The organism is Pseudomonas sp. p21 (assembly GCF_001642705.1).
Lineage (GTDB): Bacteria > Pseudomonadota > Gammaproteobacteria > Pseudomonadales > Pseudomonadaceae > Aquipseudomonas.
Map to the genome: position 1 here is coordinate 324,902 of NZ_LWBV01000004.1, position 15,181 is coordinate 340,082.

The following is a 15,181-nucleotide window of genomic DNA, read 5'->3' on the forward strand; positions in this document are numbered from 1 at the left end:
CTTAATGGCAATGCGACTTGCGTCAATATGCCTCATCCAGACCAACTAAGTGCTGGATGGCACCGGCTTTGCCGGTGTTCGCGGGTAAACCCGCTCCTACAGGCGAAATGCCTCAGTCCTGTTGTGGCTGAAGCGCTGCACGCAGGCTTTGAATGGCTGCATCACGGGCTTCGGCGCTGTCGAACTGCGGCCCGTCGGCAACCTGTTCGCCGTTCAGCCACAGGCCAAAGCCCAGGCCTTCGACGCGCACATCCGCCTCGCCACCTTGCTGCAGCTGCTTGCTCACGGCGCCGGCGCTCTTGCCGTCGGCGAAGCTGCGCGACAGCAGCAGTTGTTCTCCGTCGGCGGCCAGCAGGCGGAAGCGGAAGCTGCCGTCTTCGTCACGGAAGCTGACGAAACGCGCACTCTTGGCGGCCTTCTTCTTCACTTCGGTGCTGGCCTGCACGCTGCTGCGGAACGAACGCAGGCCAACGGCCTCGCGCAGCTGCTCGAGGAACGGCGTGGCGATCTTGCGGGCCTTGGCGGCGCCGGCCAGCAGGATGTCTTCCAGGTCCGCCGGGCGGGCGATCAGCTGGTGGTAGTACTCGCGCTTCTCGGCCAGCTGGCCATCCAGCAGCTGGAACAGGCGCTGCTTGGCCTCGCCCCAGCCCAGGCCCTGCAGCAGCTCTTCCCGGAACTCGGCGCACTGCGCCGGCGTCGAGAAGGCCTGGAACAGGGTGAACAGGTGCGCGTTGTCCGGGTCTTTCGCTTCGCCGGGCGCACGCGAGTCGGTGACGATGCGCGAGATCGCTTCCTTCATGTCCTTGGCACTGGTGAACAGCGGGATGGTGTTGTCGTAGCTCTTGGACATCTTGCGCCCGTCCAGGCCCGGCAGGGTCGCCACGCTCTCCTCGATCACCGCTTCCGGCAGGGCGAAGAAGTCCTTGCCCTGGCCGAACAGGTGATTGAAACGCTGGCCGATGTCGCGGGCCATTTCCACGTGCTGGATCTGGTCACGACCGACCGGCACCTTGTTGGCGTTGAACATCAGGATGTCCGCGGCCATCAGCACCGGGTAGCTGTACAGGCCCATGGTCACGCCGGCATCCGGGTCCTCGCCGTTTTCCAGGTTCTTGTCCACCGAAGCCTTGTAGGCATGCGCGCGGTTGAGCAGCCCCTTGGCGCTGACGCAGGTCAGCAGCCAGGTCAGCTCGGGGATTTCCGGGATGTCGGACTGGCGGTAGAAGGTCACCTTGTCCGGGTCGAGGCCACCGGCCAGCCAGGTGGCGGCGATTTCCAGGCGCGAACGCTGGATGCGCAGCGGGTCGTCGCACTTGATCAGGGCGTGATAGTCGGCCAGGAAGTAGAACGAGTCGACACCGGGCTGCTGGCTGGCACGGATCGCCGGGCGGATGGCGCCGGCGTAGTTGCCCAGGTGCGGAGTGCCGGTGGTGGTGATACCGGTAAGAATGCGCGTGGTCATGGGTGTTCGCTTATTCAGGCTTGGCTCAGTTCGAAAGGCGCGGCAGCAGCAGATCCTTCAGATCGGTCAGCTTGCCATGGAAGAAGTGTCCGCATTCTGCCACTTTCAGCAGCTCATGGGGGCGCGACAGGCTGTCGGACCAATCGTAAACCAGCTGCGGCGCGACGACTTCGTCGGCGTCCGGCTGCACCACGGTGATCGGGCAGCGCTGCGGCAGCGGGAACTCCGCCGTCAGGCGCATGACCGCCGGGGCGATCATGAACAGCTGCTGCAGCTCTACGCCGGCAGCTTCCAGGCGGCCGGCCAGGCTGGTGGCGACGAAGCCGCCGAAGGAAAAGCCCATCAGCACCAGCGGCAGGCCCAGGTGCTTTTCACGCAGCCAGGCCGCAGCGGCCTCGGCATCGGCCACCTCGCCAGCGCCCATGTCATGGCTGCCGGCGCTCTGCCCGACGCCACGGTAGTTGAAACGCAAGGTCACGTAGCCGGCGTCACGGGCGGTGCGTTGCAGGGTCGAGACCACCTTGTTGAGCATGGTGCCGCCCTGGACCGGGTTGGGGTGGCAGATCAGCACCACGCCACGGGCATTGGCCACGTCCAGGTACAAGGCTTCCAGCTGGCCACTGGGGCCATCGATGAACAAGGGGGTTTCGCGGACAAGCAAGGCACTACTCCGTGACCTCGGGAGGGGTCGATTCGTCTAGGTGAGGAATTCTGTTCTGATTTGCGATCGCTCGCGGTATACAGCGCAGGTCTGAGCCGTTAACGTAAAGCAAAGCCGTTTATAGAGGAAGGACTCGTGGAACTCTCGCTCCTTGTTTGGTTGTTGCCGACCCTGGCCCTGGTCATCGGCGTGGTAGTCGGTTTCGTCGTCGCTCGCCTGCTGCCCAATGCCGCGCCGAGCAGCACCCAGCGTCAGCTGGATGACATCCAGAAGCGTTTCGACAGCTACCAGAACGAAGTGGTCACCCACTTCAATAGCACCGCCGTGCTGGTCAAGAAACTGACCCAGAGCTACCAGGACGTCCAGGATCACCTGGCTGAAGGCGCCAACAGCCTGGCCCTTGATGACGTTACTCGCCAACGCCTGCTGGCGGCCCTGCATTCCGAGGGCGCGCAAGGCCCACGCGACCGCCTGACCCCGCCGAAGGACACCGCCGAAGTGCCACGCGACTACGCGCCGAAAGCACCGAACGCGCCGGGCATGCTCGACGAGAGCTACGGGCTCAAGCGTTGATCTGCCGAACATGACAAAGGCCTCGCAAGAGGCCTTTTTTGTGGGCTGGATGCACTGGCCTCTTCGCGGGCACGCCCGCTCCCACAGGTACGCCACAGCATTTGAAATTTGTGGGATACCTGTGGGAGCGGGCGTGCCCGCGAAGAGGACCGCCCAGGCAACCTAGCTGCAAGCCTTCAACGCCTGCTCGACATCCGCCAGCAGGTCCTCCACATCCTCCAACCCCACCGACAGGCGCACCAGCCCCTCCGATATCCCGTGATGCGCCCGCTCCTTCGCAGTATGGCTGGAGTGCGTAATGCATCGCCCAGCCTGCCTTGATGCGCCCAAGCAGCAAGATCCTACAAATCATCAGGTGTGGTCCTACACCCTGTTTGGCCGCTCTTCTGACATACAAAAAAGTCGTCATTAGGCACACTATAAAAACATTCAGAACGGCCTATGGCATAAGAATATTGAAACACCCTCTCATGTCCATTCCGTAACCAAGAGCGCTCGCAGGGCTTCCCTACTGAAATTTTCAATAACCCACTCAGAGATGACATATGAGTATTGAACTTCCGGCTTTGTATATCTATCCAAATAATTACGGCACAAGTCGTCCTAATGGCTTACAAGCACCACACCCCGCAGCCATGATAGGTCGTGCCATTGAGGAGCGTAGCGCTGGCTATGCACAAGGCCACTGGAGGGAAATGCTAAACCTGCATCTTCCTAAAATGCAGTACACCCGTCCCATCGCTTTTACGCTTGACGGTTTCCTGATTCGTGAACTCAAAGCTGGGTCTGGTGCAGACGCAATAATGCTGGCCAATTCGAGCATCAGTATTCCAGATGCTTGGAACAAAGCATTTGAGTACACCAAAGCAAATCTTGATACTGCCCCCTTAGCTCAACCTATTGAATTTTCTGGGGGGTGGTTCACTCCGTTCAGAGCAATTGCACACTGGCTTTTAGGGAAAGGGCAGCAGGCTAAAGTCAACATAAACAATATAGGCATCGCACCCGAATTGCATAAAATCCCTCAACTACAGGCAACATTCGCTAGAGCAAGCGCAGGCACTAGTCGGATTGATGTCACCTTCCCATATAACACAGGCATGGATAGTAATATATCACGCATCTACCTAGGTTCTATTACCCTACGAGTTATTGGCGACCTGAATAAGGGTAGTGACGGAAAGCTCATTTTCGTCGGTGTGGTTCGCGCCTATTCGGATAAATATGATGCAAATGCGAGCAGCCACCGCGGCGGGTTCGACGAGAAAGCCACGACACTGCTTCGTGAAGTTGGGCGCGTTGCAAATGCACAAGACTACGAAATTCTAATTGAAGGCGACCTACCGCTAAACATAGCAAATTAATGGGAGGCCGCGACAACGAAGCGCAGCACGGGCGACACCATTGATTTGGCTTTTATTCTATACTATCTTAGCCCACTGACTTCAAGGTGGATTATGAATATCTCGAAAACGCTCTGCACAGCTACGGCCTCAGCCTTGAACGTAATTGCAACAGCACTATTGTTTAGCGCTTCGGAAGCTGCGCTCGAAAACCCTGGTGACCCGCATGACACTTCAGGCATACCCGCGTTATCGATGTATATAGTACTGCTAATAATTTCTACCACATTTTCAGTATTTTTCATGCTTGGAGGAACGATAGCAAACAAGCTGCTCACTGGCAAACTACCCAAGGCCATCAGACTTTTTCTTGAATTTATCCCAACTTTCGCGACAGCAACTCTTGGTATTTTTGTTTCCTTCGCTTACACCGACAACACAATATCGATGAACATGACTGCGCTTATTTATTTCCTATCAGCCGGCTTCTCACTTGCTGCTGCGATTTTTCTTCAAAAGAAACCCAGGAAGCGGACCTGACTATCAGGTTCTCGGCTGCAACAGTGGCGGCCTGATCATCAGGAACCGTATGCTCTACGACATTGACGATACGCCGTTGTTTGCTCTCTCTTCGGGCGACCACACCATTGACATCAGCTTTGCACCACCTAACTAGCTTGATGTCAGCATCCAGTGATGCCGTAACGGTTTTTGCCGCGAAGAGAGAGCTTCGGCAATTTACCTACACGCGTCCAGCGCCTGCTCGACATCCGCCAGCAGGTCCTCCACATCCTCCAGCCCCACCGACAAGCGCACCAGCCCCTCCGATATCCCGTGATGCGCCCGCTCCTGCGGCGTATAGCTGGAATGGGTCATGCTCGCCGGGTGCTGCGCCAGCGACTCGGCATCGCCCAGGCTCACCGCCCGGGCAAACAGTTGCAGGGCATTCATGAACCTGCGCCCGGCCTCGATACCGCCCTTGAGCTCGAAGGCGATCATCCCGCCCGGCAAACGCATCTGCCGCTGCGCCAGTTCGTACTGGGCAAACGTCGGCAACCCCGGGTAGTGAATCAGCTCTACCTGCGGCTGCCGAGCCAGAAACTCCGCCACCTGCTGCGCATTGGCGCAATGCCGGTCCATGCGCAGGGCCAAGGTCTTGATCCCGCGCATCAGCAGCGCTGCGTCGTGGGGTGACAGGACCGCCCCGGTCATATCCTTCAACCCTTCCAGGCGAATACGGTCGACCAGCGCCTTGCGCCCCACCACCAGACCGGCAGTGATATCACCGTGGCCACTGAGGTACTTGGTCGCCGAATGCACCACCAGGTCCGCCCCCAGCTCCAGCGGACGTTGCAGGTAGGGCGTGCAGTAGGTGTTGTCGACCACCACATGCACGTCATGCCCGCGCACCGCCTCGGCCACCGCGGCGATATCCACCAGTTGCATGTTGGGGTTGGCCGGCGTTTCGAAGTAGATCATTCGTGTTTTGCTGTTGATCGCCGACTTCAGGGCCTTGGCATCGTTCAGGTCGACATGGCGGATTTTCACGCCGAATTCGCCAATGCCATGGTGCAGGAAGGCAAAGGTGCAGCCGTACAGCGTGCGCCCGACGATCAGCTCGTCACCGGGCCGCAGCAGGGTCCAGATCGTCGAGGTAATGGCCCCCATGCCCGACGCCAATGCCAGCCCCGCCTCGCCGCCCTCCAGCGAGGCCATGCGCTGTTCCAGCAGGGCCAGGGTCGGGTTGGAGATGCGGCTGTAGAAATGGCCGGGCTCCTCCCCTGCGAAGCACGCAGCGCCGTATTCGACGGTGGGGAAGGCATAGGTAGCGGTCTGGTACACCGGCGGCACCAGGGCGCCGCCGTGGGAAAGCGGGTCGTAGCCATGGTGAATGGCCCGTGTGGAAAAACCGGTGTTGTTATGGGAGTCGCGCATGGCAACAGCCTCTTGTGGTTTGTTATAAGCTTATGCCACCGAGCTGCCCGATTTTTTCCAAAGTTACCCACGCATCCGCGTGCTTGCTGGAACAAAAACAATAATTACCGGATCAGGAGGGCAAAACATGCCTTCAAGCCTCGACCGCACCGACCGCGCCCTGCTCGCCGCCCTGCAGGACAACGCCCGCCTCACCGTTGCCGAACTGGCCGACAAGGTGGCACTGACCACCTCGCCCTGCTGGCGACGGGTCAAGCTGTTGGAGGACAACGGCTACATCACCGGCTACCAGGCCATCCTCTCGCCCAAGTCGCTGGGATTTGGCGTGACCGCGTTCGTCAGCATCATGATGGACTCGCACACCAAGGACATGGCGTTGGCGTTCGAGCAGCGGTTGATGGAGATTCCCGAGATCGTCGCCTGCCACAACATTTCCGGGAGGTATGATTTTCTGCTGGAGATCCTGGCGCGAGATCTGGAGTCGTTTGGGGAGTTCACCCGGGAAGTGCTGCAGCGGTTGCCGGGGGTGAAGGAGATCTATTCGAGTTTTTCCTACAAGGCGGTAAAGGAACGGCGGGTGATACCGGTGTCGGAGAAACATATCTGAACGGCATGCGCGATCCAATTGGGGGCAACTGCCTTGCTCAAAATCCAGAAGCTTGCGCAGTCCCTGTGGGAGCGGCTTCAGCCGCGAACACCGGCACAGCCGGTGCCATCCACCGCGCCGCCTGCTTCGCGGGTGAACCCGCTCCCACAGGTACAGCGTGAGCCCGAAACATGCGCTGTATCTGCGGGAAAGAGGAATAAAAAACCCCGCCGAAGCGGGGTTTTTCTTTCAGGCAGCCTGGCGCTTAGATCGCGCCACGCTGACGCAGCACGTCCAGCACCTGCTTCACGCCCTCTTCCACGCTGGTGGCCTGGGTGTCGATCACCAGGTCCGCGTCCAACGGCACATCGTACGGGAAGCTTTCGCCCGGGATGTTGTCGCCACCAGCCGCGTACAGGCCTTGCGGGTCACGCTCGCGGCAGGCCAGCGGCGAGGCCTGGACGTAAACGGTCACCAGGCGCTCCTTGCCGATCAACGCCTTGGCCTGTTCGCGGCCTTCGGCATCCGGGGCCACGAACGCAGCCAGGGTCAGCAGACCGGCTTCGTTGAACTGGCGCGCCACATGGGCGGCGCGGCGCCAGTTCTCGGTACGGCCGGCGCGGTCCTGTGGCAGGCCCTTGTTCAGGTCATGGCGCAGGTTCTGGCCGTCGAGCACGTACACCGCTCGGCCCATGTCGAACAGCTTGCGCTCCACGGCGTAGGCCAGGGTGCTCTTGCCTGCGCCGGACAGGCCGCTGAACAGCACGGTGGCTGGCTGCTGGCCGAAACGCAGGGCGCGCTCTTCGGTGGCCACATGGCACAGCTTGCCATGATGGCCGGTGCTGCCGTGCGGCAGCACTGGCGGGGCGATGATCATGCCGGCGCCGACAGTGCCGTTGGTCAGGCGGTCGATGACGATGAACGCACCGGTGGTGCGGTTGCTGTCGTAACCGTCCAGGGCGATCGAGGCGTCCAGGGACACCTTGACGCGGCCGATCTCGTTCAGTTGCAGTGCGCTGGCAGCGCCCTGCTCCAGGGTGTTCACATCGACCTTATGGGTGATGCTGGCAATCGAGCCCGGCACGTAGCTGGTAGCGCGCTTGATGTCGTATTTCTTGCCCGGGAGCATCGGCTCCTCGGCCATCCACACCAACATGGCGTCAAACTGGTCGGTGACCGGCGGGACGTTGTCGGCATGCACCAGCAGGTCGCCACGGGAGATGTCGATCTCGTCTTCCATGGTCAGGGTCACGGCCTGGCCAGGGCCTGCGTTTTCCAGCTCACCTTCGTAGGTGACGATGGACTTGACGCGGCTGCTCTTGCCCGACGGCAGCACGACGATTTCGTCACCCTTGTGCACCACGCCGCTGGCAATGGTGCCGGCGAAGCCACGGAAGTTCAGGTTCGGGCGGTTGACGTACTGCACCGGGAAGCGCAGGTCGGTGAAGTTGCGGTCGGCCGACACTTCGACGGTTTCGAGGATTTCCATCAGCGTCGGGCCGGCATACCACGGCGAACGCTCGCTGGGGTTGACCACGTTGTCACCCTTGAGCGCCGACATCGGCACGAAGTGCAGGCTGCTCGGGGTCAGGTTGATGGCGTCAGCGAACTTCAGGTAGTCGGCCTTGATCGACTCGAAGACGTCCTGATCGAAGCCTTTGAGGTCCATCTTGTTGACCGCGACCACGATGTGCTTGATGCCCAGCAACGAAGCAATGTAGCTGTGGCGGCGGGTCTGGGTCTGCACGCCGTAGCGGGCGTCGACCAGGATGATCGCCAGGTCGCAGGTGGACGCGCCGGTGGCCATGTTGCGGGTGTACTGCTCATGGCCCGGGGTGTCGGCAATGATGAACTTGCGCTTGGCGGTGGAGAAGTAGCGGTAGGCGACATCAATGGTGATGCCCTGCTCGCGCTCGGCCTGCAGGCCGTCGACCAGCAGTGCCAGGTCGACTTCCTCGCCGGTGGTGCCGACTTTCTTCGAATCACGGGTGATGGCCTCGAGGTGGTCCTCGTAGATCATCTTCGAGTCGTGCAGCAGACGCCCGATCAGGGTGCTCTTGCCGTCGTCGACGTTGCCGCAGGTCAGGAAGCGCAGCAGTTCCTTGCGCTCGTGCTGGGCCAGGTAGGCGAGGATGTCCTCGCTGATCAGATCAGATTGGTGCGACATGGAGTAACCCTGAAATTAGAAGTAGCCTTGGCGTTTCTTGTCTTCCATGGAACCGGCGCCATCGTGGTCGATGACACGGCCCTGGCGTTCGGACGTACGGGTCAGGAGCATTTCCTGAATGATGTCCGTCAGGGTCTCGGCTTCCGACTCGACAGCGCCCGTCAGCGGGTAGCAGCCGAGGGTACGGAAACGCACCTTCTTCTTGACGATGCGCGCTTTCTCTTCATCGGTGAGATGTTCGAGGATGCGCTCGTCGTCGATCATGATCAGGGTGCCGTTCTTCTCGATGACCTCACGCTCGGCGGCGAAGTACAGCGGCACGATCGGGATACCTTCGAGGTAGATGTACTGCCAGATGTCCAGCTCGGTCCAGTTCGACAACGGGAAGACGCGGATCGACTCGCCCTTGTTGACCTTGCCGTTGTACACGTTCCACAGTTCCGGGCGCTGGTTCTTCGGGTCCCAGCGGTGCTTGCTGTCACGGAACGAGTACACGCGCTCCTTGGCCCGCGACTTCTCTTCGTCGCGGCGCGCGCCACCGAAGGCGGCGTCGAAACCATGCTTGTCCAGCGCCTGCTTCAGGCCCTGGGTCTTCATGATGTCGGTGTGCTTGGAGCTGCCATGGGTGAACGGGTTGATACCCTGCGCCACACCCTCGGGGTTGACGTGGGTGATCAGCTCCAGGCCCATTTCCTCGACCATCTTGTCGCGGAAGCTGTACATCTCCTGGAATTTCCACTGGGTGTCGACGTGCATCACCGGGAACGGCAGCTTGCCCGGGAAGAAGGCCTTGCGCGCCAGGTGCAGCATCACGGCGGAATCCTTGCCGATCGAGTACAGCATCACCGGGTTGTCGAACTCGGCGGCCACCTCGCGGATGATGTGGATGCTCTCCGCCTCCAGCTGTTTCAAGTGCGTCAGTTTGTCGACCATGGCTACTCACGAAAAACGATCTTATGGACGGCCTGCGGGCCGTGTTCGAGCGAGTCACTTTATCACAGCGGCTGCTTCTATTTAGGAGGCTGGCTAGATCGAAAAAGTCTAACGATATGACTGGGGGTTTGGGGTGGAATTGGGCCGCTCTGCGGCCCCTCGCGGGCGCGCCCGCTCACACAGGTGCAGCACAGTCGTTGTGGGAGCGGGCGCGCCCGCGAAGAAGGCGACGCCGATGTCAGATCGGGTTCGGGCAATCGATGAACAGGTGCTCCACGGCAAACCGCCGCGCCAGGTAATCACCCAGCGCCTGCACCCCGTAGCGCTCGGTGGCATGGTGCCCGGCGGCAATGAAGCTGACACCATTCTCGCGGGCACTGTGATAGGTCTGCTCCGACGCCTCGCCCGTCAGGTACAGGTCCACCCCGGCGGCGATCGCCGTATCGATGTAGCCCTGCCCGCCCCCGGTGCACCAGCCGACCCGACTGATCATCTGCTCGCCTTCGACCAGCAACGGCTCACGCCCCAGCACCTCCCTCACCCGCCGTGCGAAGTCGCGCGCGGTCACTGGCTCGGCCAGCGAGCCGACCAGCCCGACCACCTTGGGGTTCTCCGGGTCCAGCGGCCCTTCGACGGTGATGTCCAGCTGCCGCGCCAGTTGCACGTTGTTGCCCACATCCGGGTGCACGTCCAGCGGCAGGTGGAACGCCAGCAGGCTGATATCGTTGTTCAACAGGGTCTTCAGCCGGCGCTGCCGGATGCCGGTGACGCACGGGTTCTCACCCTTCCAGAAGTAGCCATGGTGCACCAGCACCAGGTCGGCCTGGGCCTCGACCGCCGCATCCAGCAACGCCTGGCTGGCGGTAACACCGCTGACGATGCGGCTGACCTGCGGCCGGCCTTCTACCTGCAGGCCGTTGGGGCAATAATCCTGGATCTTCGCGCTGCCCAGGTAACGCTCGGCTTCCTCGACCAGGGTGTTCAGAGCGACGGCCATGAAAATCTCCTCGAAATCTGCGTTTTTCTCGGGCACAACGCCCATGCAACGCCCGTATAATGCCGGCCATTATGAGCCGTCGCCGGCACTGGGGGAACCGGTGTATGATCGCGCGCGCTCATGCCCCACCGCGCGGCCACCGTACCCGCTCTTTCCAGGATTCATTCATGTTCAAGGCTTTGCGTTACTTTGGCTGGCCCCTGCTTACCGGCCTACTGATCGCCATGCTGATCATCCAGCGCTTCCCGGAATGGGTCGGCCTGCCCAGCCAGGACGTCAACCTGCAGCAGGCACCGCAGACCTCGCGGATCATGCAAGGCCCGGTGTCCTACGCCGATGCCGTGACCCTGGCCGCCCCGGCGGTGGTCAACCTGTACACCACCAAGGTGGTGAACAAGAGCGCCCACCCGCTGTTCGAAGACCCGCAGTTCCGCCGTTTCTTCGGTGACAACCTGCCCAAGCAGCGCCGCTGGGAATCGAGCCTGGGCTCGGCGGTGATCATGAGCCCCGAGGGCTACCTGCTGACCAACAACCACGTCACCAGTGGCGCCGACCAGATCGTCGTGGCCCTGAAGGATGGCCGCGAAACCTTGGCCCGGGTGATTGGTAGCGACCCGGAAACCGACCTGGCGGTGCTGAAGATCGACCTGAAGAGCCTGCCGGCGATCACCATCGGCCGCTCCGACAACATTCACATCGGCGACGTGTCGCTGGCCATCGGCAACCCGTTCGGCGTCGGCCAGACCGTGACCATGGGCATCATCAGCGCCACCGGCCGCAACCAACTGGGCCTGAACAACTACGAAGACTTCATCCAGACCGACGCGGCGATCAACCCGGGCAACTCCGGTGGTGCGCTGGTGGATGCCAACGGCAACCTGATCGGCATCAACACCGCGATCTTCTCCAAATCCGGCGGTTCGCAGGGCATCGGTTTTGCCATCCCGGTAAAACTGGCGCTGGAGGTGATGAAGTCGATCGTCGAGCACGGCCAGGTCATCCGTGGCTGGCTGGGCATCGAGGTACAGCCGCTGAGCCAGGAACTGGCCGAGTCGTTCGGCATGAAGGACCGCCCGGGCATCGTGGTGGCGGGTATCTTCCGCGAAGGGCCGGCGGCGAAGGCCGGGCTGCAGCTGGGTGACGTGATCCTGAGCATCAACGGCGAGCCAGCCGGTGACGGGCGCAAATCGATGAACCAGGTGGCGCGGATCAAGCCCAACGAGAAGATCACCATCGAGGTGATGCGCAATGGGCAGCAGTTGAAGCTGATCGCCGAGGTGGGGCTGCGGCCGCCACCGGCGCCGGCAGTCGCCACGGAAGAGAAGTAAGGCCGCGATCGGGTGTCTGGGGCTGCTTCGCAGCCCATTCGCAGCACAAGGCTGCTCCTACAGGAGATCGCATTTCCCTTGTAGGAGCAGCCTTGTGCTGCGAATGGGCCGCAAAGCGGCCCCCGGCTACATCAATGCAGGATCTGGCTCAGGAACAACTTGGTCCGGTCACTGCGCGGCCGGTCGAAGAAGTCATCCGGCGCCGCCTGCTCGACGATCTCGCCCTTGTCCATGAAGATCACCCGGTTCGCCACGGTCCGGGCAAAGCCCATCTCGTGGGTCACGCAAAGCATGGTCATGCCATCCTCGGCCAGCCCCACCATGGTATCGAGCACTTCCTTGACCATTTCCGGGTCCAGCGCCGAGGTCGGTTCGTCGAACAGCATGATCTTCGGCTTCATGCACAACGCACGGGCAATCGCCACACGCTGCTGCTGGCCACCGGACAACTGCCCCGGGTACTTGTGCGCCTGCTCCGGAATACGTACCCGCTCCAGGTAGTGCATGGCGATTTCCTCGGCCTTGCGCCGTGGCATCTTGCGCACCCACATCGGCGCCAGGGTGCAGTTCTCCAGGATGCTCAGGTGCGGGAACAGGTTGAAGTGCTGGAACACCATGCCCACCTCGCGGCGGATGGCCTCGATCTGCTTGAGATCGTTGGTCAGCTCCACGCCATCGACCACGATGCGCCCCTGCTGGTGCTCTTCCAGGCGGTTGAGGCAACGGATGGTGGTCGACTTGCCCGAGCCGGACGGCCCGCACAGCACGATGCGCTCGCCCTGGCGCACGTTCAGGTTGATGTCCTTGAGCACATGGAACTGGCCGTACCACTTGTTCACGCCCTGCATCTGGATGATGCCTTCGGGGCCGGCAGGCTGCTTGATCGCTTCACTCATTTCGAAACTCCTAACGCTTGTGGCCAGTGTCCAGCTTGCGCTCCAGATGCATGGAGTAGCGGGACATACCGAAACAGAAAATCCAGAACACCAGGGCGGCGAACACGTAGCCCTCGGTGGCCATGCCCAGCCAGGCTGGGTCGGCGGCGGCTTGCTTGACGCTGTTCAGCAGGTCGAACAGGCCGATGATGATCACCAGGCTGGTGTCCTTGAACAGGGCAATGAAGGTGTTGACGATGCCGGGGATCACCAGCTTGAGCGCCTGCGGCAGAATCACCAGGCCCATCGCCCGCCAGTAGCCCAGGCCCATGGCCGCAGCGGCTTCGTACTGGCCCTTGGGGATGGCCTGCAGGCCGCCCCGCACCACCTCGGCGATGTACGCCGACTGGAACAGGATCACGCCGATCATCGCCCGCAGCAGTTTGTCGAAGCTCATGCCCTCGGGCAGGAACAACGGCAGCATCACCGACGACATGAACAGCACCGTGATCAACGGCACACCGCGCCAGAACTCGATGAAGGTCACGCACACCACCTTCACCGCCGGCATCCTCGATCGCCGGCCCAGGGCCAGCAGGATGCCCAGCGGCAAGGCACCGACGATACCCACGGTGGCGATCACCAGGGTCAGCATCAGCCCGCCCCACTGGCTGGTCGCTACGTTTTCCAGGCCCAGGACGCCCCCATGCAGCAGGGTGTAGGCCAGCACCGGGTACAGCACCAGGAAGCCCAGGCCGTAGAAGGCCTTGCGCGGGAAACGCTTGATGAACAGTGGCGCGGCGCCGAGCACGGCAAGCCATACGGTCAGGTCCACGCGCCAGCGCAGCTCGGCCGGGTAGTAGCCGTACATGAACTGGCCGAAGCGCTGCTGCACGAACACCCAGCAGGCGCCCTCCTTGGTGCAGTCGGCACGGGTGGTGCCGACCCAGTTGGCGTCAAGCAACGCCCACTGCAGCAACGGCGGCACGATCAGCCACACCAGATAGATGGCGAACAGGGTCAGCAGCGTGTTGAGCCAGCTGGAGAACAGATTGGCACGCATCCATGCGAGCACGCCGACGGTTTTCACCGGTGGCGGCATATCGGGTTTGAAAACATGGGCATTCACGGGCGTATCCTCACCGCTCGATCAGCGCAATGCGCTTGTTGTACCAGTTCATCAGCAGCGAAATGCTGATGCTGATGGCGAGATAGACACTCATGGTGATGGCGATCACCTCGATGGCCTGGCCGGTCTGGTTGAGCACGGTACCGGCGAACAGCGAAACCATCTCCGGGTAGCCGATACCGGCCGCCAGCGACGAGTTCTTCGCCAGGTTCAGGTACTGGCTGGTCAGCGGCGGAATAATCACCCGCAGTGCCTGGGGGATGATCACCTTGCGCAAGGTCGGGCCCTCGCGCAGGCCCAGCGAGCGCGCGGCCTCGGTCTGGCCATGGCTGACCGAACGGATGCCGGAGCGCACGATCTCGGCGATGAACGCTGCGGTATAGATGGTCAACGCCAGGGTCAGCGCCAGCAGCTCGGGGATCAGCACCCACCCGCCGACGAAGTTGAATCCTTTCAATTGCGGCACTTCCCAGTGCACCGGGCTGCCGAACACCAGTACGCAAACGCCCGGAATGGCGATGAACAACGCCAGCCCCACCCAGAACTTGTGGAACGGTACACCAGTCTCGTCGAAGCGCTTGTTGGCAAAGCGCACCATTACCACGATGGCCAGCAGCGCCACGGCCACGGCCACGACGAACGGCCAGAAGCCATCGGCCATGGACGCGCCGGGCATGTTCAGGCCACGGTTGCTGATGAAGAAGGTGTCGTCGATATTGATACTGCCCCGCGGTCCCGGCAGGGTCAGGAACACGGCGAAGTACCAGAACAGGATCTGCAACAACGGCGGGATGTTGCGGAAGGTTTCCACATACACGGTCGCCAGCTTGTTGATCATCCAGTTCGGCGACAACCGCGCCACACCGATGATGAAGCCGAGGATGGTCGCCAGCACCACACCGATGAAAGTCACCAGCAGGGTGTTGAGCAGGCCGATGACGAACACCCGCGCATAGCTGTCGGATTCCACGTAGGGGATCAGGTGCTGGGCGATGCCGAAGCCGGCACTGCGGTCGAGAAAGTCGAAGCCCGAGGTGATACCCCGGTGTTGCAGGTTGGTTTGCGTGTTGTGGAACAGGTACCAGCCCAGGCCGACCACGAAGACGATCGTGAGGATCTGGAACAGCCACGCGCGCACACGCGGATCGTTAAGGGACAAGCCCTTGGGTGCGCCGATTTGATTTTGCATGAA

The 15,181-nt window shown here is 61.5% G+C and carries 14 protein-coding genes and 1 pseudogene; 5 read left to right on the forward strand and 10 right to left on the reverse strand.

Features of this window, described 5'->3' with window-relative positions; translation table 11 throughout:
- Positions 1-112: 112 nt before the first annotated feature.
- A complete protein-coding gene (locus A4C63_RS14940; protein WP_063913322.1) occupies positions 113-1,462 on the reverse strand; it encodes a tryptophan--tRNA ligase in 1,350 nt (449 codons plus the stop codon).
- Between the two features lie 25 nt (positions 1,463-1,487).
- Entirely contained in the window at positions 1,488-2,123 is a 636-nt protein-coding gene (locus tag A4C63_RS14945; RefSeq protein WP_015271727.1) for an alpha/beta hydrolase, read from the reverse strand.
- A 135-nt stretch (positions 2,124-2,258) separates the two neighbouring features.
- On the opposite strand from A4C63_RS14945, the gene A4C63_RS14950 reads away from it, so the two are divergent.
- Positions 2,259-2,696 (forward strand): YhcB family protein, encoded by a 438-nt coding sequence (locus A4C63_RS14950; protein WP_063913323.1) that lies wholly within the window; start codon positions 2,259-2,261, stop codon positions 2,694-2,696.
- A gap of 162 nt (positions 2,697-2,858) precedes the next feature.
- Here A4C63_RS14950 and A4C63_RS25735 read toward each other — a convergent pair.
- Positions 2,859-2,996, reverse strand: a pseudogene (locus A4C63_RS25735) (PLP-dependent transferase); the annotation flags it as partial.
- Between the two features lie 245 nt (positions 2,997-3,241).
- On the opposite strand from A4C63_RS25735, the gene A4C63_RS25740 reads away from it, so the two are divergent.
- Positions 3,242-4,060: a lipid II-degrading bacteriocin gene (locus A4C63_RS25740; protein ID WP_082888337.1), complete on the forward strand. Its 819-nt coding sequence runs from the start codon at positions 3,242-3,244 to the stop codon at positions 4,058-4,060.
- Between the two features lie 93 nt (positions 4,061-4,153).
- Positions 4,154-4,579 (forward strand): hypothetical protein, encoded by a 426-nt coding sequence (locus A4C63_RS26340; protein ID WP_156510879.1) that lies wholly within the window; start codon positions 4,154-4,156, stop codon positions 4,577-4,579.
- A gap of 198 nt (positions 4,580-4,777) precedes the next feature.
- Here the strand turns inward: A4C63_RS26340 and A4C63_RS14955 are convergent, their stop codons facing one another.
- Entirely contained in the window at positions 4,778-5,974 is a 1,197-nt protein-coding gene (locus tag A4C63_RS14955) for a methionine gamma-lyase (protein WP_063913324.1), read from the reverse strand.
- A gap of 127 nt (positions 5,975-6,101) precedes the next feature.
- On the opposite strand from A4C63_RS14955, the gene A4C63_RS14960 reads away from it, so the two are divergent.
- A complete protein-coding gene (locus tag A4C63_RS14960) occupies positions 6,102-6,581 on the forward strand; it encodes an Lrp/AsnC family transcriptional regulator (RefSeq protein WP_063913325.1) in 480 nt (159 codons plus the stop codon).
- A gap of 244 nt (positions 6,582-6,825) precedes the next feature.
- Here A4C63_RS14960 and cysN read toward each other — a convergent pair whose 3' ends face one another.
- The 3 genes from cysN to A4C63_RS14975 form a co-directional block, all read right to left on the reverse strand.
- A complete protein-coding gene (cysN, locus tag A4C63_RS14965; RefSeq protein ID WP_063913326.1) occupies positions 6,826-8,727 on the reverse strand; it encodes a sulfate adenylyltransferase subunit CysN in 1,902 nt (633 codons plus the stop codon).
- A 15-nt stretch (positions 8,728-8,742) separates the two neighbouring features.
- The gene (gene cysD / locus A4C63_RS14970) at positions 8,743-9,660 is read right to left on the reverse strand and encodes a sulfate adenylyltransferase subunit CysD (RefSeq protein WP_013974136.1); all 918 of its coding nucleotides are present in this window, start codon (positions 9,658-9,660) and stop codon (positions 8,743-8,745) included.
- Positions 9,661-9,898: 238 nt separating this feature from the next.
- The gene (locus tag A4C63_RS14975) at positions 9,899-10,657 is read right to left on the reverse strand and encodes a Nif3-like dinuclear metal center hexameric protein (protein WP_063913327.1); all 759 of its coding nucleotides are present in this window, start codon (positions 10,655-10,657) and stop codon (positions 9,899-9,901) included.
- 167 nt (positions 10,658-10,824) lie between these two features.
- Here A4C63_RS14975 and algW point away from each other — a divergent pair, with 167 nt between their 5' ends.
- Positions 10,825-11,985 carry a Do family serine endopeptidase AlgW gene (gene algW / locus A4C63_RS14980; RefSeq protein WP_063913328.1) on the forward strand — a complete coding sequence of 387 codons (1,161 nt, stop codon included), beginning with the start codon at positions 10,825-10,827 and terminating at the stop codon, positions 11,983-11,985.
- A gap of 131 nt (positions 11,986-12,116) precedes the next feature.
- Here the strand turns inward: algW and A4C63_RS14985 are convergent, their stop codons facing one another.
- Genes A4C63_RS14985 through A4C63_RS14995 form a run of 3 tightly spaced genes read right to left on the reverse strand, consistent with a single transcriptional unit; the run spans position 12,117 to position 15,178 of the window.
- Positions 12,117-12,881: an amino acid ABC transporter ATP-binding protein gene (locus A4C63_RS14985; protein WP_003251792.1), complete on the reverse strand. Its 765-nt coding sequence runs from the start codon at positions 12,879-12,881 to the stop codon at positions 12,117-12,119.
- 10 nt (positions 12,882-12,891) lie between these two features.
- Positions 12,892-13,989 carry an amino acid ABC transporter permease gene (locus tag A4C63_RS14990; protein WP_063913329.1) on the reverse strand — a complete coding sequence of 366 codons (1,098 nt, stop codon included), beginning with the start codon at positions 13,987-13,989 and terminating at the stop codon, positions 12,892-12,894.
- Positions 13,990-13,999: 10 nt separating this feature from the next.
- Positions 14,000-15,178 carry an amino acid ABC transporter permease gene (locus A4C63_RS14995; RefSeq protein ID WP_063913330.1) on the reverse strand — a complete coding sequence of 393 codons (1,179 nt, stop codon included), beginning with the start codon at positions 15,176-15,178 and terminating at the stop codon, positions 14,000-14,002.
- Positions 15,179-15,181: the final 3 nt, after the last annotated feature.

What these genes read in the sequence shown, in the direction of transcription:
- cysD (WP_013974136.1), bottom strand. Translation starts at nt 9,660, where the DNA reads ATGGTCGACAAACTGACGCACTTGAAACAGCTGGAGGCGGAGAGCATC.
- A4C63_RS14955 (WP_063913324.1), bottom strand. Translation starts at nt 5,974, where the DNA reads ATGCGCGACTCCCATAACAACACCGGTTTTTCCACACGGGCCATTCAC.
- A4C63_RS14960 (WP_063913325.1), top strand. Translation starts at nt 6,102, where the DNA reads ATGCCTTCAAGCCTCGACCGCACCGACCGCGCCCTGCTCGCCGCCCTG.
- A4C63_RS14940 (WP_063913322.1), bottom strand. Translation starts at nt 1,462, where the DNA reads ATGACCACGCGCATTCTTACCGGTATCACCACCACCGGCACTCCGCAC.
- A4C63_RS25740 (WP_082888337.1), top strand. Translation starts at nt 3,242, where the DNA reads ATGAGTATTGAACTTCCGGCTTTGTATATCTATCCAAATAATTACGGC.
- A4C63_RS14985 (WP_003251792.1), bottom strand. Translation starts at nt 12,881, where the DNA reads ATGAGTGAAGCGATCAAGCAGCCTGCCGGCCCCGAAGGCATCATCCAG.
- algW (WP_063913328.1), top strand. Translation starts at nt 10,825, where the DNA reads ATGTTCAAGGCTTTGCGTTACTTTGGCTGGCCCCTGCTTACCGGCCTA.
- A4C63_RS26340 (WP_156510879.1), top strand. Translation starts at nt 4,154, where the DNA reads ATGAATATCTCGAAAACGCTCTGCACAGCTACGGCCTCAGCCTTGAAC.
- A4C63_RS14995 (WP_063913330.1), bottom strand. Translation starts at nt 15,178, where the DNA reads ATGCAAAATCAAATCGGCGCACCCAAGGGCTTGTCCCTTAACGATCCG.
- cysN (WP_063913326.1), bottom strand. Translation starts at nt 8,727, where the DNA reads ATGTCGCACCAATCTGATCTGATCAGCGAGGACATCCTCGCCTACCTG.
- A4C63_RS14975 (WP_063913327.1), bottom strand. Translation starts at nt 10,657, where the DNA reads ATGGCCGTCGCTCTGAACACCCTGGTCGAGGAAGCCGAGCGTTACCTG.